17 protein-coding genes and 2 tRNA genes are annotated in these 19,190 nt (G+C 63.8%); 9 read left to right on the plus strand and 10 right to left on the minus strand.

Features of this window, described 5'->3' with window-relative positions:
- Positions 1 to 27 precede the first annotated feature (27 nt).
- The gene (gene hemL / locus LPW39_RS19485; RefSeq protein ID WP_230778907.1) at positions 28 to 1,326 is read left to right on the plus strand and encodes a glutamate-1-semialdehyde 2,1-aminomutase; all 1,299 of its coding nucleotides are present in this window, start codon (positions 28 to 30) and stop codon (positions 1,324 to 1,326) included.
- An 87-nt stretch (positions 1,327 to 1,413) separates the two neighbouring features.
- Here the strand turns inward: hemL and LPW39_RS19490 are convergent, their stop codons facing one another.
- The 5 genes from LPW39_RS19490 to dusB form a co-directional block, all read right to left on the minus strand.
- Complete coding sequence (locus LPW39_RS19490) at positions 1,414 to 2,124, minus strand: Bax inhibitor-1/YccA family protein (protein WP_230778909.1); 711 nt, start codon at positions 2,122 to 2,124, stop codon at positions 1,414 to 1,416.
- A gap of 147 nt (positions 2,125 to 2,271) precedes the next feature.
- Positions 2,272 to 2,760 carry a c-type cytochrome gene (locus LPW39_RS19495; RefSeq protein WP_230778912.1) on the minus strand — a complete coding sequence of 163 codons (489 nt, stop codon included), beginning with the start codon at positions 2,758 to 2,760 and terminating at the stop codon, positions 2,272 to 2,274.
- Positions 2,761 to 2,865: 105 nt separating this feature from the next.
- Complete coding sequence (purH, locus tag LPW39_RS19500) at positions 2,866 to 4,464, minus strand: bifunctional phosphoribosylaminoimidazolecarboxamide formyltransferase/IMP cyclohydrolase (protein WP_230778914.1); 1,599 nt, start codon at positions 4,462 to 4,464, stop codon at positions 2,866 to 2,868.
- A 78-nt stretch (positions 4,465 to 4,542) separates the two neighbouring features.
- The gene (locus LPW39_RS19505; protein WP_021027292.1) at positions 4,543 to 4,776 is read right to left on the minus strand and encodes a Fis family transcriptional regulator; all 234 of its coding nucleotides are present in this window, start codon (positions 4,774 to 4,776) and stop codon (positions 4,543 to 4,545) included.
- Positions 4,773 to 5,846 carry a tRNA dihydrouridine synthase DusB gene (gene dusB, locus LPW39_RS19510; protein WP_230778916.1) on the minus strand — a complete coding sequence of 358 codons (1,074 nt, stop codon included), beginning with the start codon at positions 5,844 to 5,846 and terminating at the stop codon, positions 4,773 to 4,775. The genes LPW39_RS19505 and dusB overlap by 4 nt, the downstream gene beginning before the upstream one ends.
- Before the next feature lie 305 nt (positions 5,847 to 6,151).
- Here dusB and LPW39_RS19515 point away from each other — a divergent pair, with 305 nt between their 5' ends.
- Entirely contained in the window at positions 6,152 to 6,685 is a 534-nt protein-coding gene (locus LPW39_RS19515; protein WP_230778918.1) for a YqaA family protein, read from the plus strand.
- A gap of 23 nt (positions 6,686 to 6,708) precedes the next feature.
- On the opposite strand, the gene LPW39_RS19520 is transcribed toward LPW39_RS19515, so the two are convergent.
- From LPW39_RS19520 to LPW39_RS19540, 5 genes are all read right to left on the minus strand, one after another.
- Positions 6,709 to 7,701, minus strand: coding sequence for a tripartite tricarboxylate transporter substrate binding protein (locus tag LPW39_RS19520; protein WP_230778921.1), 993 nt, complete (start codon positions 7,699 to 7,701; stop codon positions 6,709 to 6,711).
- 51 nt (positions 7,702 to 7,752) lie between these two features.
- Positions 7,753 to 8,622, minus strand: coding sequence for a carboxylating nicotinate-nucleotide diphosphorylase (nadC, locus tag LPW39_RS19525; protein WP_230778924.1), 870 nt, complete (start codon positions 8,620 to 8,622; stop codon positions 7,753 to 7,755).
- Between the two features lie 148 nt (positions 8,623 to 8,770).
- Entirely contained in the window at positions 8,771 to 9,682 is a 912-nt protein-coding gene (locus LPW39_RS19530) for an NUDIX hydrolase (RefSeq protein ID WP_230779323.1), read from the minus strand.
- 322 nt (positions 9,683 to 10,004) lie between these two features.
- Positions 10,005 to 11,099, minus strand: a complete 1,095-nt coding sequence (gene ychF / locus LPW39_RS19535; RefSeq protein WP_133857775.1) for a redox-regulated ATPase YchF — start codon at positions 11,097 to 11,099, stop codon at positions 10,005 to 10,007.
- A 91-nt stretch (positions 11,100 to 11,190) separates the two neighbouring features.
- Positions 11,191 to 12,072, minus strand: a complete 882-nt coding sequence (locus LPW39_RS19540; RefSeq protein ID WP_230778927.1) for an MOSC domain-containing protein — start codon at positions 12,070 to 12,072, stop codon at positions 11,191 to 11,193.
- A 248-nt stretch (positions 12,073 to 12,320) separates the two neighbouring features.
- Between LPW39_RS19540 and LPW39_RS19545 the strand changes: the two genes are divergently transcribed.
- The 7 genes from LPW39_RS19545 to LPW39_RS23670 all read left to right on the plus strand — a co-directional run bounded on the left by LPW39_RS19545 (position 12,321) and on the right by LPW39_RS23670 (position 19,162).
- A complete protein-coding gene (locus LPW39_RS19545; RefSeq protein WP_230778930.1) occupies positions 12,321 to 13,478 on the plus strand; it encodes an FAD-dependent monooxygenase in 1,158 nt (385 codons plus the stop codon).
- 211 nt (positions 13,479 to 13,689) lie between these two features.
- Positions 13,690 to 14,403, plus strand: coding sequence for a DsbC family protein (locus tag LPW39_RS19550; protein WP_230778933.1), 714 nt, complete (start codon positions 13,690 to 13,692; stop codon positions 14,401 to 14,403).
- Positions 14,404 to 14,511: 108 nt separating this feature from the next.
- Positions 14,512 to 16,347 carry a M61 family metallopeptidase gene (locus tag LPW39_RS19555; RefSeq protein ID WP_230778935.1) on the plus strand — a complete coding sequence of 612 codons (1,836 nt, stop codon included), beginning with the start codon at positions 14,512 to 14,514 and terminating at the stop codon, positions 16,345 to 16,347.
- A 148-nt stretch (positions 16,348 to 16,495) separates the two neighbouring features.
- A complete protein-coding gene (locus LPW39_RS19560) occupies positions 16,496 to 17,275 on the plus strand; it encodes an enoyl-CoA hydratase (RefSeq protein ID WP_230778938.1) in 780 nt (259 codons plus the stop codon).
- A 139-nt stretch (positions 17,276 to 17,414) separates the two neighbouring features.
- Positions 17,415 to 17,491 (plus strand) — tRNA-Met (locus LPW39_RS19565).
- Between the two features lie 126 nt (positions 17,492 to 17,617).
- A tRNA-Met gene (locus tag LPW39_RS19570) sits at positions 17,618 to 17,694 on the plus strand.
- A 931-nt stretch (positions 17,695 to 18,625) separates the two neighbouring features.
- Complete coding sequence (locus LPW39_RS23670) at positions 18,626 to 19,162, plus strand: thiamine pyrophosphate-binding protein (protein WP_230778941.1); 537 nt, start codon at positions 18,626 to 18,628, stop codon at positions 19,160 to 19,162.
- Positions 19,163 to 19,190 lie beyond the last annotated feature (28 nt).

Raw genomic sequence — 19,190 nt, forward strand, 5'->3', positions numbered from 1 at the left:
CCAAGGCCAGTGTAGATGTGAGCCCTTATGACGATTGATAAAAACGCCCAGTTGTTTGAACGCGCCCGCCAGGTGATCCCCGGTGGCGTGAACTCGCCCGTGCGGGCCTTCAATGCCGTAGGCGGCACGCCAGCCTTCATCGCCCGCGCCCAGGGCGCGCACCTGTTTGATGCCAATGACAAACAGTATGTGGACTACATCGGCTCCTGGGGGCCGATGATTCTGGGCCACGGCCACCCGCAGGTGCTGAGCGCCGTGCAAGCCGCGCTGCTCGAAGGCTTTTCCTTCGGCGCCCCGACCGAGCGTGAGATCGCGCTGTCCGAAGCCATCCTGAAGCTCATGCCCTCGATGGACATGGTGCGCCTGGTCAGCTCCGGCACCGAGGCGGGCATGAGCGCGATTCGCCTGGCGCGCGGCTATACCGGCCGCAACAAGATCATCAAGTTCAACGGCTGCTACCACGGCCATGCCGATGCACTGCTGGTCAAGGCTGGCTCAGGCCTGGCGACCTTTGGTGCCTCGTCCTCGGCTGGTGTGCCCGACCATGTGGTGCAGGACACCATTGTTCTGGAATACAACGACATTGGCCAGCTCGAAGAAGCCTTTGCCAAGTACGACGGCCAGATCGCCTGCGTGATCATGGAGCCGATTGCCGGCAACATGAACTTTGTGCGCGCCAGCACCGCGTTCACCCGCCGCATCAGCGAGCTGACCCAGGAACACGGCGCGCTGCTGATCTACGACGAGGTGATGACCGGTTTCCGCGTGGCCCTGGGCAGCGCCCAAAGCCTGTATGCGCAGCAGATTCCCGGCTTCAAGCCCGACATCACCGTGCTGGGCAAGGTGATCGGCGGCGGCATGCCGATGGCCGCCTTTGGCGCGCGCCGCGAGATCATGGAAAAGCTCTCGCCGCTGGGCCCGGTCTACCAGGCCGGCACCCTGTCGGGCAACCCGATTGCGACGGCCTGCGGTCTGCAGACCCTGGCCCTGATCAGCCAGCCGGGCTTCCATGAAGCGCTGCATGCGAAGACCGGCCAGCTGATGGCCGGCCTCAAGGCCGAGGCCGATGCCGCAGGCGTTCCTTTCAGCGTGGACCACCAGGGCGGCCTGTTCGGCTTCTTCCTGCTGCCCGAGCTGCCCAGCCACTACGAGGCAGTGATGAAGAGCGACAAGCCGCTGTTCAACAAGTTCTTCCACGGCATGCTCGCGCGCGGCCACTACTTTGCGCCTGCGCTGTACGAAGCAGGCTTTGTCAGCAGTGCGCATACCGATGCCGATATCCAGGCCACCATCGAAGCGGCCCGCGAAGTCTTCAAGACCTTGTAACTCACTTCCACGCTTCTGCCTGCCCTTCTGGCGGGCATAAAAAAAACCTCGGCATGCCGAGGTTTTTTTATGGTCTGTCGCAGGCGATCAGTCGTCGCTGCCACCCAGTTGCATGATCAGACGCAGCACATACCAGAACAGCATGGCCACCGATGCGAACAGGTGCAGCGCCGCGCCAGCTGGGCGGTCCACAGGGTAGTGGCGCATGATCTGCGAGGTGTCATACAGCACGCAAGCGCCGGCAAACAGCACCATCGCGCCGGAGAACCAGATGCCTAGCTTGAAGCCGAACACGACACCGGCCAGGATGATACCGATGGCCACCAGGCCGCCGATCTTCAGGAAGCCGCCCAGGAAGGAGAAGTCCCTCTTGCTGGTGAAGGCCGTGAAGGTCAAGCCTGCCACCAATGCCAGGGTGGCAACCGATGCTGCCTGGATGGAGCCGGGAGCAATGATGCTGGCCATGGCCAGCATCGGGGCAAAGATCAGCGATTCAGCAAACACAAAGCCGCCCAGCGCCAGGTATTGCACGCCAGTGCTTTCCGAATTGTCAGCCGCATTGGTGGCCAACCAGGCCACGACCATGAAGGCGCCCATCACGGCGAGCCAGCCCCACTTGCTGACGCCCAGCATCTTGAGCATCGCAAACGATGCGCCGCTGGCGTAGAGGCCAAATGACAGCACGGCAAAAGCCAAGATGGCTACCGCCAGATGGCTGTAGGCCGCCTTGATGAATTGACCACGGCTGTTTGCCTCGGTCAGGCCACCGCCGTGGCCGGCGTATTCGGGAAAGTTCATGCATCCTCCTTCAGGTCTATGTCGGAGCAGTATCGCAGATTTGCTTTACAAAGCATGGCCTTTCCAGACCCTGTCTACGGACATTGCCGCCAGGCACAAAAAAGCCCGCAGTAGATGCGGGCTCCAGAGCATCGGTGCAGCAGGCCATCAGGGCGCGCTGGCGGCCGGGGGTGTGGCGGGGCTGAGCGCCATCAGCCAGCCGGCCATCAGTTCGGCCTGCTCCTGCGTGATCTGCGGGTGGCGTGGCATCACGATACGGCCCCACTCGCCGACGCTTCCCTCGCGGATCTTGCGTGCCAGATAGGGCACGGCATCGTCACGGCCGGCATAGCGCTTGGCGATGTTGCGAAAACCCGGGCCCACCACATCGAGCTCCATCGTGTGGCAGCGCATGCAGTCGCTGCTGCGGGTGACCAGGTCACGCCCTTTTTGCAGCTGCGGGCTGGCCTCGATCAGGCGGTCAGCAGCCGTCACCTCGGGCTTGGGCCGGATGATGAGCCGCCCGATATTGAACATGCCCAGGCCCACTACCAGGGCAAATGCCACGATCAGCACACCGAGCCAGCGCGAGCGGCGCGGGGTGTCGTTGTCGGCATCGGTGCTGGGTTGCGGGTCTGGGTGTTGCGAATCGCTCATGCTGGAATCGGCCCGGGGGCCAGCGCTGAAAACGGGCCGGCGAACGCGCAGGTTCGCGGCCCTGGGTGAAAAGCGGCAGCGCCTTGGCGGGCGCTACCTGTGCCATCAATGGCGGAAGTGGCGCACGCCGGTGAACACCATGGCCACGCCGCGCTCGTTGGCGGCGTCGATCACCTCCTGGTCGCGCATCGAGCCACCCGGCTGGGCCACGCAGGTGGCACCGGCATCGACGACCACATCCAGGCCGTCACGGAAGGGGAAGAAGGCATCCGACGCCACGACGGTGTTCTGCAGCGACAGCTTGGCCGCTTCTGCCTTGATGGACGCAATACGCGCCGAATCCAGGCGCGACATCTGGCCAGCGCCCACACCCATGGTCATGCCGTTCTTGCAGAACACGATGGCATTGGACTTGACGAACTTGGCCACCTTCCAGGCGAACAGCAGGTCCTGCAGCTCTTGCTGGGTCGGCTGCTTGACGGTCACCACCTTCAGATCCGCCAGTTGCAGCTCATGGTTGTCGGCTGATTGCAGCAGGATGCCCGAACCCACGCGCTTGGATTCAATGGCGTTGCGGCCCTGCTCCCAGTCGCTGCTGCCGCCAGCGGGCAGTGCAATCTTCATCAGGCGCACATTGACCTTGGACTTGAAGATCTCCAGCGCTTCGGCGCTGAAGTCAGGGGCCATCAGCACTTCGACGAACTGCTTGGACACGGCTTCGGCCGCTGCCTTGTCTACTGCGCGGTTGAAGGCGATGATGCCGCCAAAAGCGCTGGTCGGGTCGGTCTGGAAGGCCTTGGAGTAGGCGTCAAACGCATCGGAACCCACGGCCACGCCGCAGGGGTTGGCGTGCTTGACGATGACGCAGGCCGGCACCTCGAAGCTCTTGACGCATTCCCAGGCGGCGTCGGCATCGGCGATGTTGTTGTAGCTCAGCTCCTTGCCTTGCAGCTGCACACCCGTGGCCAGCGAGCCGGGCGCGGGGTACAGATCGCGGTACCAGGCGGCTTGCTGGTGGCTGTTTTCGCCATAGCGCAGGTCCTGGATCTTGATGAACTGGCTGTTGCTCTGGCCGGGGAAGGCAGCGCGCTCGGGCACGTATTCTTCGGACAGCTTTTCATCGTCGAACGTGACCGACGACAGGTAGTTGCTGATCGCGCCGTCGTACTGGCTGATGCGGTTGAAGGCCGCCACCGACAGGGCAAAACGCAGCTTATTGGACAGCTTGCCACCGGCCTTGAGTTCGGCGAGCACGGCGTCGTACTGGTCGGCGGCGGTGATCACACCAACATCCTTCCAGTTCTTGGCAGCGGAGCGCACCATCGCCGGGCCGCCAATGTCGATGTTCTCGATGGCATCGGCCAGCGTGCAACCGGCCTTGGCCACGGTCGCTTCAAAGGGGTAGAGGTTCACCACCAGCAGGTCGATGGTCTCGATGCCGTGTTCCTTCAGCGCAGCCATGTGCTCGGGCAGATCGCGGCGGGCCAGCAGGCCGCCGTGCACCATGGGGTGCAGGGTCTTGACGCGGCCGTCGAGCATCTCGGGGAAGCGGGTGACCTCGGCCACCTCGGTCACGGGCAGGCCCTTGTCGGCCAGCAGCTTGGCGGTGCCGCCGGTGGACAGCAGTTGCACGCCCAGCGCATGCAGGGCTTGGGCGAACTCGACAATACCGGTTTTGTCGGAAACGGAAATCAGGGCTTTCATGTCAATCACTTCAAGAATGGAAACAGGCTTGTGCCGCATGCGCAGCGGGCGCAAGCAGCACTGAAATCAGGGCGCGCGTCAGAGCATCTTGTGCTCGACCAGCTTCTTGCGCAGGGTGTTGCGGTTCAGGCCCAGCCACTCGGCGGCCCGTGACTGGTTGTTGTCGGCGTGGTTCATCACCACCTCCAGCATGGGGCGCTCCACCATGCGCACCACCATCTCGTACACGCGGTCCGGCACCTCGCCTTCCAGGTCCTGAAAATAGGTCTGCAGGCTGTCCCGCACGGACTGCTCAATCGTCGTCTTACTCATACAAAGTCATCACTCATTGTTGTTGCTGGGGCCATCGCACTCCCGCTGGCCTCTGGTGCTGGTGCCATGCCAGGCAGCCGGTCCATCTGTTGCCCCAGGGCCAACAGGTAATCGGCTACGGCCTGCCATTGCGCCGCACTGTTTTCAATCACATTCATCTCGCGCCTGAACGCATCGCCCCCCGGCAGATCGCGCACATACCAGGCAATGTGCTTGCGCGCCGAGCGCACGCCCGTGCTCTCGCCGTACAGCGCATAGTGGTCCTGCAGGTGCTCCAGCAGATGGCGGCGCAGCTCGGCCACCAAGGGTGGCGCCAGCAGCTCGCCGGTCTGCAGAAAATGCACGATCTCGCGAAAAATCCAGGGGCGGCCCTGGGCCGCCCGACCCACCATCACCGCGTCCGCTCCGGTAAAGGCCAGCACATCGCGGGCCTTGGCCGGGCTGGTGATATCGCCATTGGCAACCACCGGCACCGACACCGCCTGCTTCACGGCGCGGATCGTGTCGTACTCGGCCAGGCCCCGGTAGCCCTGCTCGCGCGTGCGGCCATGCACGGTGAGCATCTGGATGCCCACCTGCTCGAACTGGCGCGCCAGCTGCACGGCATTCTTGTGGTCATCGCTCCAGCCGGTGCGCATCTTCAGCGTCACCGGCACGCCATGGGGAGCGGCAGCCTCCACCACGGCAGCGGCAATCTCGACGGCCAGCGGCTCGTTCTGCATCAGCGCCGAGCCGGCCCATTTATTGCAGACCTTCTTGGCCGGGCAACCCATGTTGATATCGATGATCTGCGCGCCGCGCTCAATGTTGTAGACCGCTGCCTCGGCCATCATCGGCGCGTCGGTGCCGGCGATCTGCACGGAGATCGGGCCGGGCTCGCCCGCATGGTTGGCGCGGCGGCTGGTCTTGAGGCTGTCCCACAGGTCCTTGCGGCTGGTCACCATCTCGCTGACCGCATACCCCGCCCCCAGCGCCTTGCACAGCTGGCGAAAAGGCCTGTCCGTCACGCCCGCCATGGGCGCCACAAACACGTTGTTGGCCAGAGTGTAGGGACCGATGTGGACGGACATGGAATGCAAAAAGCGAGCACTTCGCCACCGAAGTGCTGGTTGTTGTGGTGAGGGGAAGGGGCAGATTGTACTGCTTAAAAAAGTAGCAAACATCCAATCTACCCGCTTGACATTTGAGAATGCCCAAAAATTGGGCGATAAGGCAGCCGCTGACAACGTCCACACACCCCGTTTGGAGGACAGTGAGCGCTCAGGCCACAACATTGCAAGGGGCTGTCAGCATGGCATTTTTCGGCCTCTTGGCTGACACGGGAGCGGCCCGCAGCGCCGCTGGCGCGCAGGCCCCAGCCGCTACACTGGCAGCCATGGAAGCTTGGATTCAACAGTTGCTGACATGGCTGGCCCTGCCGCAGTTCGGGCTCAGTACGGTCTTTATCGTGGCCCTGATCTCGGCCACCTTGCTGCCCCTGGGCTCGGAGCCCGCTGTGGCCGGCTTGCTACACCTCAACCCCGATCTGTTCTGGCAGGCCATCTTGGTGGCTACCGCCGGCAATACCCTGGGCGGCGCGATCAGCTGGTGGACCGGCGCGCTGGCCCGGACCGCCTGGTACAAGGCCCGCAGCCTGCGCCATGTGGGCGTGGATCCTGCCGGCCCCAGCCAGCCCCCTGCCCCACCCAACAAGCAAAGCCGCCACCAGCGCATGGCCCGCATCTGGCTGCGCAAGTTTGGCGCCAAGGCCTGCCTGCTCAGCTGGCTGCCCATCGTTGGCGATCCGCTCTGCGCCGTGGCCGGCTGGCTGCGCCTGCCGTTCTGGCCTTGCGTGTTCTACATGGCGGTGGGCAAGTTTTTGCGCTACCTGGTGATGACGGCCACGATTTTGCATTTCTGGCCCTCTTGAAGACACGCCGCTTTGAGCGGCGCCTAATCCACCCGCAAGCCCAGCTGCTGCGCCACGGCGGCATAGCGGTCGATGTCGCTGTTGATCACCCGCCCAAACTCGGACGCACTTTGCTGCACCGGCGTATAGCCCTGGTCGCGCAGCCACTGCTGCATCGCCGGCTCGGCCAAGATCTGCGCCAGCACGTCATGCATGCGCTGCACCACCGCATCGCTGGCGGCAGCAGGGGCGAGCAGGCCATGCCACTGCTCCACGCTGAAACCAGCGGCGCCTTGCTCGGCCACGGTGGCAACCTGCGGCCACTGCGCCAGGCGCTGGGGCGCGGTGATGGCAATGGCGCGCACGCGGCCGGCCTCGATCAGCGGCGCCGCGCTGCTGGCGGTGACCATGCCCATGGCGACCTGGCCGGCGGCCACGGCGGTGATGGCCGGCCCACATCCCTTGTAGGGCACGTGCTGCAAATGCAGCTGCGCGGCCTGGGCCAGCATCTCGCCGGCCATATGCTGGGGCGTGCCATTGCCGCAAGAGGCAAAGGGCTGCTGCAGCCGCTGCGCCGAGGCGCGCACATCGGCCAGGCTGTGCAGCGCACTGGTCTGCGGCACCACCAGCACGGAGGCGATAGTGCCCACATTGAACACGGCCTTGAAATCCTGGCGCGGATCAAAATCCAGCTGGCGGTAGACGGCAGGGTTGATCGCGAAGGAGCTGTTCACCATCAGCCAGCTGCTGCCATCGCCCGCCGCCTCCGCCACATGGCGCGCGCCAATATTGCCGCTGGCGCCGGGGCGGTTTTCCACCACCACCGTTTGGCCCGTGCGCTGCTGCAAGGCGGCGCCCAGTTTGCGCGCCAGCAAATCGGTACCACCGCCGGGCGGAAAGGTCACCACGATGGTGATGGGCTTGTCAAAGCGGGCCGCCGCCATGCTGCTGCTGCCCAGCCACAGGCCAGCTGCCATGCAGGCCACCGTGGCGGCTGCCAGCCACCACCAGGAAAAGCGTTGGAGAACGCGGGACATCACAGGCCTCCTTCCAAGTTTTGCAGATTGCTCAGTCGGTAAGGGGCCGGCTCAGGCATCCAGGCCAATGTCCAGCACCTTGGCGCTGTGGGTGAGCCAGCCGACGGCAATCTGGTCCACCCCGGTGGCGGCCACTTGCGGCGCCGTCTCGGGCGTGATGCGGCCCGATGCCTCGGTCACCGCCTTGCCACGGCACATGGCCACCGCCGTACGCAGGGTCTCCAGGTCCATGTTGTCCAGCAGCACCACATCCACCCCCAGCTGCAATGCCGCATCAAGCTGCGCGAGCGTGTCCACTTCGAGCTCGATCTTGACCATATGGCCCACGCCAGCCCGGGCGCGGCCCACCGCAGTGGCCACATCGCCGGCCAGCGCAATATGGTTGTCCTTGATCAGCACCGCATCGTCCAACCCAAAGCGATGGTTGCTGCCGCCGCCCACACGCACCGCATACTTTTGCAGCGCGCGCAGGCCCGGCATGGTCTTGCGCGTGCAGGTCACCCGCGTGTCGTAGGGCTGGATGGCCTGGGCGATCGCGTAGGTGGCGCTGGCCACGCCGCTCAGATGGCAAAGGTAGTTGAGCGCCGTGCGCTCCGCCGTCAAGATCGCCCGGCTCTTGCCGTGGATGCGGGCGATCTCCATGCCCGGCGCCAGCACCGTGCCATCGCCGCACAGCGGCTCAAACTCCAGGCCGCTGTCCAGCAGATGAAAGGCCAGCCGCGCCAGATCCAGCCCCGCCAGCACGCCCGCTTGCCGTGCCACCAGGCGCAGGCTGTCTCTGGCATCTGCTGGCACTATCGTGTCAGTCGTCAGGTCACCGGCGCGGCCCAGGTCTTCCAGCAGGGCCATGCGCACCAGCGGCTCCAGCATCACATCGGGCAGAGGAGGAACCGGCAGCGCAGCAGTTTGATTAATGCTCATTTTGAGTATATAAAGGGTAAAAAAGAGGCGCGCCAGCCTTGCAGCGGTCGCACGCGTATTTATGCTAAATATGAGTATAAATATTGTCAAGGCCTGGCGCTGAAGGCATGTCGCCTCCGTTGCCACTTTCAAAAATGGATCAGGACAATCAACCGCGCGCCAACGGCAGCTTGTTGCCCGCAATGGCGCGTTCCACCAGCACATTGCGGCGAAAGCGAAACAGCTTGGCGGGGCGGCCTGCGCCCTGGCTGCTGATCTCGCCAGTCTCTTCCACCAACGCCTGCTGCTCGATGAGGCGGCGAAAGTTCTGCTTGTGCAGGCTGCGCCCGGCCAGCGCTTCCACGGTCTGCTGCAGCTGCAGCAGCGAGAAGCTGTCGGCCATCAACTCGAACACCACCGGGCGGTACTTGATCTTGGCCCGCAGCCGCGCCATGCCGGTGGCCAGAATGCGGCGGTGGTCATTGCGCATTGCCGTGCCCAGCAAGGTCTGGCCCTGGGGAGCGCGCATGCCGTCGCGCCAGGCTTCTGCGACCAGGCCGGCTTCAAACAGCAGCTCATAGCGCTGCAGCACCAGCTCTTCGTTCCAATCGCTGCCTTCCAGGCCGAAAGTCACACAGGCCCGCTCCCAGCGCGCGCCGGCCGCCGCCTTGGCCGTTGCCTGCGCAGCCCAGGCCTGCAAGGCGGGCGCAATGCGCTGGTCCAGGATCGCGGGCGCGCCGCTGCGCCAGTCCTCCCAGGGGAAATAGCGGTACCAGTCCTGCCAGCCCGGCTGGGCCTGGCCGGCATCGTCCAGCTCGCGCGTCAGCGCCAGGTAGCTGATGGAGATGGCGCGCATGCCTAGTTCCTGCGAGCGGTCGCCATCGGCAAAGGTGTAGAGCTGCTCGACAAAGCCCAGCGGGTGGTGGGTCTGCGTCTCCACCCAGGCCCGCAGGCTGGCCTGCAGCGAGCGGTGGTTGGCCGTAAAAGGCCCCGCTGGCAGGGTCTCGCCCGCCTGCGTGGTCAATATGCGCGGCTGCCCGGCCGTCACCGCCACCAGCACTGCCACCAGATCGGCCTGCACCGAATGCTGCTCGCGCTCGGCGGCGCTCGGCGCGAGGGGCGCGGGCGCAGCAGTGGTTTTTGTGTTGGCGGCAGGCGGGGTCACCAGATGGGGCCTTTCAAGAGTCGATGGGGTGGGTAGTGCGCGCAGTCACCAGCAGGGGCTGGTATCGGGCAAGCAGCGGCTATCTTATAACGGCTTGCCGCGCTGCTCTGCCATCCCGCTGCCACATGCGGATAAGCGCAACGCCCCACGAAAAAGCCCGCTGACGCGCAGCGGGCTTGGGGGGTTCTGACTGCCAGCACGCAGCGAATGCGCGCAAGCAGTATCGTCGCCGAAACGGTCAGACGTTGAACAGGAAGTTCAGCACATCGCCATCCTTGACGATGTATTCCTTGCCTTCGGCGCGCATCTTGCCCGCTTCCTTGGCGCCCTGCTCACCCTTGTACTGGATGTAGTCTTCGAAGGCGATGGTCTGGGCACGGATAAAGCCACGCTCGAAATCGCCGTGGATGACGCCAGCGGCCTGGGGCGCGGTGGCACCAATCGGCACGGTCCAGGCGCGCACTTCCTTCACACCGGCGGTGAAGTAGGTCTGCAGACCCAGCAGGGTGAAGCCGGCGCGGATCAGGCGGTTCAGGCCGGGCTCTTCCAGGCCCATTTCCTGCAGGAACATGTCGCGGTCTTCGTCGCCCATCTCGGACATTTCTGCCTCGATCTTGGCGCAGATGGCGACCACGGGGGCGCCCTGTGCTTCGGCATAGGCCTTCAGGCTGTCGAGCAGCGGGTTGTTCTCAAAGCCGTCTTCGCTGACGTTGCCGACAAACATTGCGGGCTTGGCAGTGATCAGGCAGAACTGCTTGAGCAGCGGCGCGTCTTCCTTGGACACGGGCACGATGCGGGCAGGCTTGCCCTGGTCCAGCACGGCCTGGATGGGGGTCAGCAGCGAGACCAGCTTGGCAGCATCCTTGTCGTTACCCGACTTCGCCGCCTTGCTGTAGCGGTTGAGCGCCTTTTCCACGGTGGCCAGGTCGGCCAGGCAGAGTTCGGTCTGGATGACTTCGATATCGGCGATCGGGTCGACCTTGTTGGCCACGTGGATCACGTTGGGGTCTTCGAAGCAGCGCACCACGTTGACGATGGCGTCGGTTTCGCGGATGTGGGCCAGGAACTGGTTGCCCAGGCCTTCACCCTTGGAAGCGCCCGCCACCAGGCCGGCGATGTCCACAAACTCGACGATGGCTGGAACAATGCGCTCGGGCTCTACTATCTTGGACAGCTGGTCCAGACGCGGATCGGGCACTTCCACGACGCCGGTATTGGGTTCGATCGTGCAGAAAGGATAGTTTTCGGCGGCAATACCTGCCTTGGTCAACGCATTAAAAAGGGTGGACTTGCCAACATTGGGCAAACCGACGATGCCGCATTTGAGGCTCATGGCAGTGCTTTCTCTATTCTTTCGGACAAACCCGGCATTTTAAGCCGACTGCATGGCAATCGCGAATCCAGGCGTATTTCAACGGCAAGCCTCAATCAAACTGCAAGGCACCGCCGACCGCATCACCCACCCGCAGCACCCCACCGGTGCCCGCAGGCACATAGGCATTCATGCCGAAGGTTACGGCGCCATCCAGGCGGTCATCGTGGCGGTAGGTCTGCAAGGTGTCGGTCACGCTGGTGCCGCTGGCGGCGGTGGCCGGGTCGATATCGGGGATGGGGCAGCGCGCGCAGGGCTTGACCAGCGGCAAATCCGCCCATTGCTGGCTGCCGGGGCCGCCCTGCTGCACCGACAGGCTTTCGATGCGGTCCTCGTCATGGGACTGGAAGCCGTCAACCACGATATTGGCGCGAAAGCGCTCTGCGACCACCGGCGTTTCGCCCGCCTGGGTCAGGCGCGCGTTGAGCTCATCGACCGAGGCCTGGCTGACGACCAGCACCGGAAAGCCATCGGCAAATTGCGTGGGGGCGTCGGCGCCGCCGGTCCATTTCTTGCTGGCCAGCCGCAGCGCCTGGGGCGCCATGCGCACCAAATAGCACTCGGTCTGCAGGAACGCGCTGAACCAGGCATTGACCGCATCGGGCGCCTGCAGGCCCGTCAACCGGTCGTCCCAGACGCGCACCGCGCGCTCGGGGCCTGCAAAGGCCATATCGACCGAGAGCGGCTCCATGCCCGGGGCGGTCACCGTCATCAGGCCATCGGCAATGGCGGGTTGCACCAGCACCATGCGGGCGATTTCGCGCTGCGAGATGAAGTCGCCCTGCCCATCGACCAGCATGAAGGCCCGGTCATGCTCCAGGCCCGTCGCCATCAGACGCGCGCTTTGCACGGCAATGCCGGCGCAGGATTTGATGGGAAAAACCCACAATTGGCCGATATGGCCGGTGACATCAAAAAAATCGGTATTTGCCATGCTGCTCTGCGCCTGGGTTGGTTCTGGGCAAACCACACTGTAACGAGTAAAAGGCTGTCTTGCACCCAGCGGCCCTCTGCCCTCCACCGGCCCTGGTTTGAACTCGGTCTTGTGCGATCCGCGCCCACGCCCTGGGGCAAGGGTCGGGTCAGGAGCCCGGACTCGGCGCCAAAACGGTGGCCAGACCCTTGCCGCAAGTCGTACAGGCGCCCCGTGCTGCCACAGTGCCCCACTACAATAGACCGCTTATGGCTTCTGAATTCGACGTTTGTATCCGTGGCGCGGGCATTGTGGGCCGCAGCTTGGCATTGTTGCTGGCGCGGGAGCGCATGCGCGTGGCGCTGGTGGACACCGCCCCGGCGCCCAGCAACAGCGGCCATGGTGATGTGCGCGCCTATGCCCTCAACCAGCTCTCGCGGGAGGTGCTGCAATCGGTGCGCAGCTGGCCCGAGACCCAGTACGCCACCCCGGTGACTCGCATGGACGTCTATGGCGACCAGGGCGGCGAGGTGCATTTTGATGCGGCGCAGCAGCACACCGAGGCGCTGAACTGGATCGTCGATGTGCCCGCATTGGAGGCACAGCTGGCCGCTGCCGTACGCTACCAGCCGATGGTGGAGACGGTCACCAGCCCCGTCGATGCCAGCTTGACGGTGGTCTGCGAAGGCAAGCACAGCCGCACCCGCGAAGAATTCGGCGTCGAGTTTGCCACCATTCCCTACCACCAGACAGCGGTTGCCACCCGCCTGCGCTGCGAGCGCCCGCATGGCCAGGCCGCACGCCAGTGGTTTTCAGCGGCCGGCGATATTCTGGCTTTCCTGCCGCTGGGCGGCCCGGACGGCCATGAGGTGGCCGTGGTCTGGTCGCTGCCGGTCAGCCAGGTTGAAGGGGTCAAGGCGCTGGACGATACAGGCCTGGCGATGGCACTGGAATCGGCCAGCCAGGGCATGCTGGGCCCGTTGACAGTTTGCGCCGAGCGCGCCGCCTGGCCATTGCAGCAGTCGGTCGCGCGCCAGTGGTGCGGCCCGATGCCCGGTAGCGCCCTGCACGATACCGCCCGGGCCCAAAGCTGGGTACTGGCCGGCGACAGCGCCCACGCCGTGCATCCGTTGGCTGGCCAGGGTTTGAACCTGGGCATGGCCGATATCGCCGCGCTGGCCCGTCTGCTGACCAGCGAAGATGCGCGCTGGCGCCGCCTGTCGGACCTGCGCCTGCTGCGCCGCTATGAACGCGAGCGCAAGGCGCGCCTGGCCCCCATCGGCTTGGCGATGGACAGCATTCAACAATTGTTTACCAGGCCCGAGACGCCTTTGCAGAACCTGCGCAACTGGGGCATGCGCGGCTTTGAGAGCAGCGGGCCGCTGAAATCCTGGGTTACCCGCCAGGCCATGGGAGTGAACTTTTAGCGCCCATCGGGTACAAACCGTTGTTCGGCCAGAAGCCGCTGTTAGTACCAAAATGTTAATTATTGCAGGGGTTTAGCGCGCAGCCCAGTCGGTAGACTGTAGTGCCCAAGCACCTGCAACAACTGGCATGGCGGTGTGCACAGCGGCTTTCAATGTGTTGGGGATCACCTGGCGCTGGCTTTCCATTATCAAGATTCAAAAAAGGTTTCCCATGCGAATTCTCTCTACCGTATTGGCCAGTGCTGCCATCGCGGCCAGTTTCTCTGCCAGTGCGCAAGAAGACGTGATCCGCAAGTCGCTGGCAGAGCGTATCCCCCAGCTGCAAAAGATTGACGAAGTCAGTGCCACGCCGATGCAGGGTCTGTATGAAGTGCGCGTTGGCACGGACCTGTTCTACAGCGATGCCAAGGGCAACTACCTGATCCAGGGCGAGTTGATCGACACCCAGGCGCACCGCAACCTGACCGAAGACCGCATCAACAAGCTGACGGCGGTGGATTTCAACAGCCTGAACCTGAAGGACGCGATCAAGACCGTCAAAGGCAATGGCTCGCGCAAGATTGCCGTCTTTGAAGACCCCAACTGCGGCTACTGCAAGCGCTTCGAGAAAGACCTGCAAAACGTCAAGGACGTGACCGTCTACACCTTCCTCTACCCGATCCTGAGCCCCGATTCGGTCGAGAAATCGCGCAACATCTGGTGCGCCAAGGACCCGGCCAAGGAATGGGCGAGCCACATGCTCAAGGGCACCGATGCCCCTGCCGCCGCATCGAGCTGCGACGTGACCGCCCTGCAGCGCAATATGGAATTTGGCCGCAAGTACAAGATCACCGGCACGCCGACGATCTTCTTTGCAGACGGCTCGCGCGTCCCCGGCGCCATCGGCTCGGACGACCTGGAAAAGCGCCTCAAGGCGGTCAAGTAAGCCAGGCGCGCTGCCGCCCCTTTTCTCAGGCCCTTCGGGGCCTTTTTTGCGTCCGCTGAATTCCTGGGTCGGCACGCGCCCATGCAATTGGGGCTACGCTTGCAGGCTATGACCCAAAGCGCACCCGCCCTGGCACCGCATGCCATCCAGTACACCATCACGCCCATCGATCTGCATGCCCACCTCTACCAGGTGGTGCTCAATATTCCCCGGCCCAAGGCGATGCAGACCGTGTCGCTGCCGGTCTGGATTCCCGGCAGCTACCTGGTGCGTGAGTTCTCCAAATCGCTGCAAGGCCTGAGCGCCAGCCAAGGCGGGCAGCTGGTCGACATCCAGCAGCAGAACAAAAACACCTGGGTGGTGGACTGCAGCGCGGCCGAGCCGCTGACCCTGAGCTACCAGATCTGCGCCTACGACAGCTCGGTGCGCACCGCCTGGCTCGACAGCCAGCGCGGCTTTTTCAACGGCACCAGCGTGTTTCTGCGCGTGCATGGCAGCGAGGCCTTGCTGCAGGTGCTGCACATCGAGCCACCGGCCCAGCAGCCCCACTGGCAGGTAGCTACCGGCCTGATGGCCGCGCAGACCAACCCCCAGGGCTTTGGCCGCTACCACGCCAGCAGCTACGACGAGCTGGTGGACTGCCCGGTCGAGATGGGGGCGTTCTGGAGTGCCGAGTTCAGTGCCCACGGCGTGGCACACCGCTTTGTGGTGGCTGGTGCACCGCCCAGTTTTGATGGCGCGCGGCTGATTGCCGACACGCAAAAGATCTGCGAGACCGAAATCCGCCTCTGGCACCCCCGGGGCAAGCCGCCCTTCGAGCGCTATGTGTTCATGCTCAATGCGATGGACGACAACTATGGCGGCCTGGAGCACAAGAACTCCACCGCGCTGATCTGCAGCCGGCGCGACCTGCCCCGCAAGGGCGAGGCCCAGCCCAGCAGCGGCTATATCACCCTGCTGGGCCTGATCAGCCATGAGTATTTCCACACCTGGAACGTCAAGCGCCTGCGCCCGATGGAGCTGGCCAGCTATGACTACGAACGCGAGAACTACACCGAGCTGCTGTGGTTCTTCGAAGGCTTCACCAGCTACTACGACGACCTGGTCCTGCGCCGCGCGGGCCTGCTGGACAACGCGCAGTACCTCAAGCTGCTCAACAAGACCTTGAACCAGGTCCTGCAGACGCCGGGCCGGCATGTGCAAAGCGTGGCCGAGGCCAGCTATGACGCCTGGGTCAAGTACTACCGCCAGGACGAGAACACGCCCAACGCGACCGTCAGCTACTACACCAAGGGATCGCTGGTGGCGCTGTGCCTGGATCTGAGCCTGCGCCGCGCAGGCCACAGCGGGCTCGACGTGGTGATGCGGGCGCTGTACCGCCGCTGCAAGGCCGGCCCCATGCGCGAGCAGGACCTGCTCGATGTGCTGCATGAACTGACCGACCGCAGTTGGGCCGCCGACATCAGCGCCTGGGTGCATGGCAAGCTCGATCTGCCCGTGGCCGCCCTGCTGCAGGCCCATGGCGTGGACTGCCAGCCCGACAAGCCCCAGATTGCCCAGCAGCTGGGCCTGCGGGTGGCCGAGGGCGCAGCGGGTATCAGCATCAAGGTGGTGCTGCGCGGTGGCGCGGCCGAGGCCGCCGGCATGATGGCGGGCGACGAATGGATCGGCATCGAGCCACTGCAGGCCAGCACCGACAGCATCGGCTGGCGCCTGCACAAGCTCGACGACCTGCCGCTGTATGCTGGCGATGCCCAGCAGGTGCTGGCGCTGGTGGCGCGCGACAAGCGCCTGCTGCGCCTGCCACTGGCCTTGCCCGCCCGTGCCGCCAGCGCCCCGGGCAAAGGCCGCAAGAAGCCTCCAAAAACTGCCAGCCTGAGCGATACCGTTACCTTGGCTGTCACCGATGCGAATCTGGTCAACCTTTGGCTGGACGGGCGCTGATCACGGGTGGCGGCACGCCCACCAGCACCCAAAAAGCGCCATCTTGTGCAGGCTGCTGCGCCGCAACAGCCTGCTTGGTGTAGGATGCCTGTCGACCATGCGGGCGCCAGCAGGCCGCTGCTGCCCCACAAACCCAAGGAGACAGACCGTGGCCTATGAAATGATCGAAGTGCGCGTCGAAGCCGAAAAGGTTGGCATCATCACGCTGAACCGCCCCAAGGCGCTGAACGCGCTGAACGACCAGCTGATGAACGAGCTGGGTGAGGCGCTCAAGGCCTTTGATGCCGACAAGAACATTGGCTGCATGATCATCACCGGCAGCGAAAAAGCCTTTGCCGCCGGTGCCGACATTGGCGCGATGGCCAAGTACAGCTTTGCCGATGCCTATGGTGGCGACTACATCACCCGCAACTGGGAGGCGATCCGCAGCATCCGCAAGCCGGTGATTGCCGCCGTCAGCGGCTATGCACTGGGTGGTGGCTGCGAGCTGGCGATGATGTGCGATTTCATCATTGCCGCCGACAACGCCCGCTTTGGCCAGCCCGAGATCAAGCTGGGCGTCATCCCCGGCGCCGGCGGCACGCAGCGCCTGCCGCGCGCCGTGGGCAAGGCCAAGGCCATGGACCTGGCCCTCACCGGCCGCATGATGAATGCCGACGAGGCCGAACGTGCCAGCCTGGTCAGCCGCGTGGTGCCGGTCGACAAGCTGATGGAAGAAGCGCTGGGCGCGGCCATCATCATCAGCGGCTTCTCGCAGCTGGCCGTGATGGCCGCCAAGGAATCGGTGAACCGTGCGTTTGAGGGCAGCCTCAACGACGGCGTGATGTTCGAGCGCCGCCTGTTCCATGCGCTGTTCGCCACCAACGACCAGAAGGAAGGCATGGACGCCTTCGTCAACAAGCGCCAGGCCCAGTTCAGCAACAGCTGATCGACGTGACGGTGCCGTGGGCGCCAGGCCAACGGGCCTGGGAACGCACAGCAACGGCCCCGCTCCATCACCCAGTTTTGACAAAACCTGGCAACATTGATCGCCAGGCCAAATTTTCGGTATATAATTTCGTTCTGCCGGTCGTATAGCTCAGTTGGTTAGAGCGCAGCATTCATAATGCTGATGTCGTAGGTTCAAGTCCCACTACGACCACCAGGTTTCAAGCCGCAGTGATTGCACAATCACTGCGGCTTTTCTCTTTGGCGCATCCGTTTTGATGGCTGAAAAAGTCTCCGCAAGCGCCCAGCACGCCGCCCATCCGCCTCTACAATGGAGCCCGTCGGTCGTATAGCTCAGTTGGTTAGAGCGCAGCATTCATAATGCTGATGTCGTAGGTTCAAGTCCCACTACGACCACCACATTCAAGCTCCCAAGCCAATGCGCGTTGGGAGCTTTTCATTTTGAAAGAGGCCGCAGCGTGCTTGGCCTGGGGGCCCTCTGCCCGAATACCGATGCAGCGGCAGTGCTGCATAAAAGCCAAGGGGGAAAGGTGTCACTCTCATCGATCCCTATAAAACACTTGCCGAACTCACGCCCAGAGCCATGGGTTGGCGGGCTCGCGCTCAAAGCGCCAGCTCCCGCGCAACGACAGGTCGGCACTGCTTTCAGGCAAGTCAGCCCCGGCCACCACATGAGGCCAACCTCGCCCAAAATAGTGGCGAAATCCATAGACTGCGGCCGGCATGGCCCCAACGGCTGGCTATTCAAGCCATCAAGCACTGAAAGCCCCTAGCGCAGCAGCACAACACAGGGATCTGACCGCAATCCCGGCCATTGGCAGGAGGGGGCAGAGTCTGCAGCTGCACATGAGGAGCCGGCTGGAGTAGCGCATGCAGCAGCGGGGGCAGAAGACGCGCCGCACCGAGCTCACTCAAGGGATTCAAAATCGCTTGCTGGCCTGCGGCGGATCAAAGCTGCGGGTCTCTGCCAGGGCCATCTCCAGCATGGTCAGCGCTGATCGCACAGCCGGGGCCAAGCGCTAGCCATGTGGTGTTGGCCGCACCCCGCCGTGTATACGCTCAAACAAAGAATCTTCCAGCACATCTCACGGCCGTGTCGTCGCCTGGCCGACTGCTGGCTGAGACAAATCCAGCGCTCAAGCAGCACGGCTGACGCTGCCGTGACGAAAACACGGCATCGATGACGCGCGGAAGATGGAGGCCGAGGCCAGATATATCCATAACGCTTATATCTCTTAGATAGATTATTCAATTGCTGATGATTTCACCTACAGGCAGGATTGCCACCAACAGCACCACAACCCGGTGTCTCTCACCCAAGGAGAATTTTTTGCATGCCAGCATCAGCCCCAAAGCGCAAATTGCCGAGGTTTTCACCGCGCGCCATGCAGTCGTCGAAATGCTGCACGGCTGGGGTGTGGCGCATATCCTCGGTAATTCCGGCGTCACGGAGCTGCTGATGCTGCGTAACGCTCCTGAGGGCTTTTCGTACATATGGGGCCGGCAGCAAACCGTGGTGATCGGTATGGCGGATGGCTATGTCCAAACCACAGGCCATGCCGCAATGGCGGGCATCGCGCAGGCAAAGCACCACAAGAAGATCATTGGGACATCGGCGATGGCTCTGCCGCGTATGCCATTCAGGCCCTATGGAGCGCGGCACAGCCGCAGTGGCCGGTCACCTGCATCCTCTTCAAAAACCGACGCTACGCGGCACTGCAAGACTTCTCCAAGGTCTTCGGCTACCGATTGGGCGAGAACGCCGCAGGCACAGCACTGCCTGGCATCGACTTCGTTGGTCTGCCCAAAGGATAAGGCTGCGGCGCCATACAAATTACCGAAGCAAGCAGCCTGCGGGAAATTCTGACAGACGCTTTGCATAACCCCCCGTGTCA

The sequence above is a fragment of the Comamonas koreensis genome (assembly GCF_021026195.1).
Taxonomy (GTDB): Bacteria; Pseudomonadota; Gammaproteobacteria; order Burkholderiales; family Burkholderiaceae_C; genus Comamonas; species Comamonas koreensis.

What these genes read in the sequence shown, in the direction of transcription:
- hemL (WP_230778907.1), top strand. Translation starts at nt 28, where the DNA reads ATGACGATTGATAAAAACGCCCAGTTGTTTGAACGCGCCCGCCAGGTG.
- LPW39_RS19490 (WP_230778909.1), bottom strand. Translation starts at nt 2,124, where the DNA reads ATGAACTTTCCCGAATACGCCGGCCACGGCGGTGGCCTGACCGAGGCA.
- LPW39_RS19495 (WP_230778912.1), bottom strand. Translation starts at nt 2,760, where the DNA reads ATGAGCGATTCGCAACACCCAGACCCGCAACCCAGCACCGATGCCGAC.
- purH (WP_230778914.1), bottom strand. Translation starts at nt 4,464, where the DNA reads ATGAAAGCCCTGATTTCCGTTTCCGACAAAACCGGTATTGTCGAGTTC.
- LPW39_RS19505 (WP_021027292.1), bottom strand. Translation starts at nt 4,776, where the DNA reads ATGAGTAAGACGACGATTGAGCAGTCCGTGCGGGACAGCCTGCAGACC.
- dusB (WP_230778916.1), bottom strand. Translation starts at nt 5,846, where the DNA reads ATGTCCGTCCACATCGGTCCCTACACTCTGGCCAACAACGTGTTTGTG.
- LPW39_RS19515 (WP_230778918.1), top strand. Translation starts at nt 6,152, where the DNA reads ATGGAAGCTTGGATTCAACAGTTGCTGACATGGCTGGCCCTGCCGCAG.
- LPW39_RS19520 (WP_230778921.1), bottom strand. Translation starts at nt 7,701, where the DNA reads ATGTCCCGCGTTCTCCAACGCTTTTCCTGGTGGTGGCTGGCAGCCGCC.
- nadC (WP_230778924.1), bottom strand. Translation starts at nt 8,622, where the DNA reads ATGAGCATTAATCAAACTGCTGCGCTGCCGGTTCCTCCTCTGCCCGAT.
- ychF (WP_133857775.1), bottom strand. Translation starts at nt 11,099, where the DNA reads ATGAGCCTCAAATGCGGCATCGTCGGTTTGCCCAATGTTGGCAAGTCC.
- LPW39_RS19540 (WP_230778927.1), bottom strand. Translation starts at nt 12,072, where the DNA reads ATGGCAAATACCGATTTTTTTGATGTCACCGGCCATATCGGCCAATTG.
- LPW39_RS19545 (WP_230778930.1), top strand. Translation starts at nt 12,321, where the DNA reads ATGGCTTCTGAATTCGACGTTTGTATCCGTGGCGCGGGCATTGTGGGC.
- LPW39_RS19550 (WP_230778933.1), top strand. Translation starts at nt 13,690, where the DNA reads ATGCGAATTCTCTCTACCGTATTGGCCAGTGCTGCCATCGCGGCCAGT.
- LPW39_RS19555 (WP_230778935.1), top strand. Translation starts at nt 14,512, where the DNA reads ATGACCCAAAGCGCACCCGCCCTGGCACCGCATGCCATCCAGTACACC.